Source organism: Pseudomonadota bacterium, from assembly GCA_022361155.1.
GTDB lineage: Bacteria > Myxococcota_A > Polyangia > Polyangiales > JAKSBK01 > JAKSBK01.
In genome coordinates, this window is the sequence record JAKSBK010000091.1 from 1 (window position 1) to 2,535 (window position 2,535).

The 2,535-nt window shown below is 63.2% G+C and carries 2 protein-coding genes; both read left to right on the forward strand.

Annotation, left to right across the window (positions count from 1 at the left end; genetic code table 11):
- Nucleotides 1-689 precede the first annotated feature (689 nt).
- A complete protein-coding gene (locus MJD61_02665) occupies nt 690-1,985 on the forward strand; it encodes a hypothetical protein (GenBank protein ID MCG8554182.1) in 1,296 nt (431 codons plus the stop codon).
- Between the two features lie 275 nt (nt 1,986-2,260).
- Nucleotides 2,261-2,535 (forward strand): hypothetical protein (locus MJD61_02670; protein MCG8554183.1); only part of this gene is annotated, 275 nt, incomplete at its 3' end.

The window sequence follows — 2,535 nt, forward strand, 5'->3', positions numbered from 1 at the left end:
ATGTACGTGGAGCCCGGCAGGTACTGTCGTGGTTGCGTCATATCCGTGCTCGCAGCAACGACCGTACCGAGACGCAAACCCCTTGAAATACGGGACACCCGGCTGCCCATGGGCGGCGGCCGCCGCCACGCCGCCGGCGGACGCCAACGCCGGAAGGTTTCGTGCCCCGCGACGGTCCGCACGCGAGCCAGCCCGTAGTGGTCGGAGAGCGGGGCCACTGGGTAGAGGCGCGCGTGGCCCTGCGCCGATCTCGGCCTCGGTCCACCGCCTTGCGGCCACGCTCGCTGACTCGGGAAGTGGAGGTGTTTCTCTCGTGTCTCGGCGGAACTTCCTGTCCCGGCACGCGTAACAGAAGCAGAGGACAGCGAACGATCGACTCGCGAATGCTCGCACTCGCAATCGCGTGTTTCAGATGCCTAGAGTCTGGAAGGGCGGCAAGAATGTTCGACAAGGAACTACTAGTTTTGTTGCTGGCAGCGCTCAACGTTGCGGGTTGCGGGCACTCTCAAGCCGGTGACCCCGTGTCTGATGACGCTGCCGTGTCTGGTGACGCTGCCGTGTCTGGGAACGCCGGCACCGGGACTGCTGGTACCGACGGTGGAATAGCGGGCCCGGGTCGGTCGCGTTTGAAGGGCGCCACCTATCTCTTTGAGCCCTTTTATTCTTGGACGGACTCCAGCATCACCACAGTGGCATCAGCGCAACCCGACATCGTGTTTCTCGGAGGTCGCACCAACTTCAGCCATGGTGAGCATGGCAGCGTGTGCGGGCGTTTGCCTGATTTGGCCGCTTATGTCTTCAAGCTGCAGCTTCATCAAGACGGTGGGCTACGGTGCCTGGAGGCTCGAGCGATCAGCGAGGGAGGGTCATATTTCGGCGCGCAGGACGAGGTTAGAGCCATAGCCGTATCCTCCACAAGCGTGTTGGTCGCCGGCAACGGAGGAGTGCCGCGCCCCGAGTGCCGGAGCGCGGCGATGGAGAAGTCGGCGTTTGTGGCCAAGTACACGGCCGACGGGCTCGTCCACCGGTGGTCCACTTGTTGCCGCGGCGTTCGCCTTAACGATGCCGCGGGCCTAGGCGGCGACTTGATTGTGGTCGGCGGCCACCATGGGGCGGCGACCCTCGGCGGCGTAGCGCTTCCCGGCGACTCTGGGGGACTCTTCGTAGCGAAGATCTCGGGGGTCACGGGAAACGCGACGCGTCACATGAGCGTCACCCGCACCGGGGCCGGCCGCGGGTCGCTTTTCGCGGTTTCCGTTGGCCCCGGCAATCGCATTGCAGCCGTGGGCGAGTGCTCCGGAAAGGTCGAGTTCGGCTCCGGGGCAAGGGTGACAGCTGGAGCACACGATGCCTGCGTGTTGATGCTGGATTCCATGCTCACGCCTCAATGGGCACTATCTTTCGGCAATGCAAAGACCGTTGAACACAAACACAACGTGGGCCACGCGCAAGCGCGTGACGTGGCGTTCACGGCGAGCGGCCACCTGATCGTCTTGGGCGACTACGGCGGGCGGGTGGACTTCGGCGACGGACGTCAGACACCCACGCAGGGCATTACAGATGCGTTCATCGTAGAACTCGACCCCGCAGGCGGCTACGTCAGACATCGAGTCTTCGGACGAATGGGTACGGGTACGGATCCACATAGAGGCATCGTGAGAGCGGGCGACGTCGCTGTTAGCGGGGCACATATCTTCGTCACTGGGGTATTTGGGGACGGCGGCCCGTGGAATCCTCCGGAGCTGACGCATCTGCTTCAGAACACGACGGCCGGCCTTTTCGTGATGAGCCTAAATCGGGAGAGCTTCGACCTCGAGTGGGTGGATTCCTTCGACGCAGCACCAGGCACCGACTCTCCACAGTCGATCGCAGCAACCGATCGGCATCTGCTCGTCGGTGCCTCAACCTACCGTCATACGGATTTCGGGGTGATGGACTCCAGCAAGCGCAAAGGTGCGGTCCTGCTTAGCTATGACGCCATGTGATTCCTGACGTTCCCCGCAGGGTCGTGTGGCAGGTGATGTAGCAAGCGTAATCGGGCTACGTATGGGGACCGTCTGGGTACGAGTTTGACCCGGACCAGAGCGTGCAGTCGGCGGTGCGTACGGTCTTCGACCGATTCGCGGTCGAGCCGACTGCCCTGGCTGTGGTCCGGTGGGCTCGTTGCACCGGGTTTGTCTTCCCGACGCGACGTTCATGGCCCGAAGGAGGCAGCGAGCTTTGCTTCAAGCCGTTGGGGATCAGCCGACTGTGCTCTGTGTTGAACAATCCGGCCTATGCAGGCACGTACGCCTACGGGCGGCGGCCGGAGCGTGCGACTCTGGTGAACGGCTCGATCCAGCGCGTGCGCGAGCCACTCGACGAGCCTGATAGCTGGGAGATATGCCTTCGGAACGTGCACCCTGAGCGGAAGACCGACAGAAAGGATGAAGTGGCGGACCCCCACGAGGTCACGGATAATCGCGCCTCAACTTTGAACGCGGTCAATGCCGCACAGGAGGTCCGCCGTGAATCATCTAGCCATCGATCTGGGAA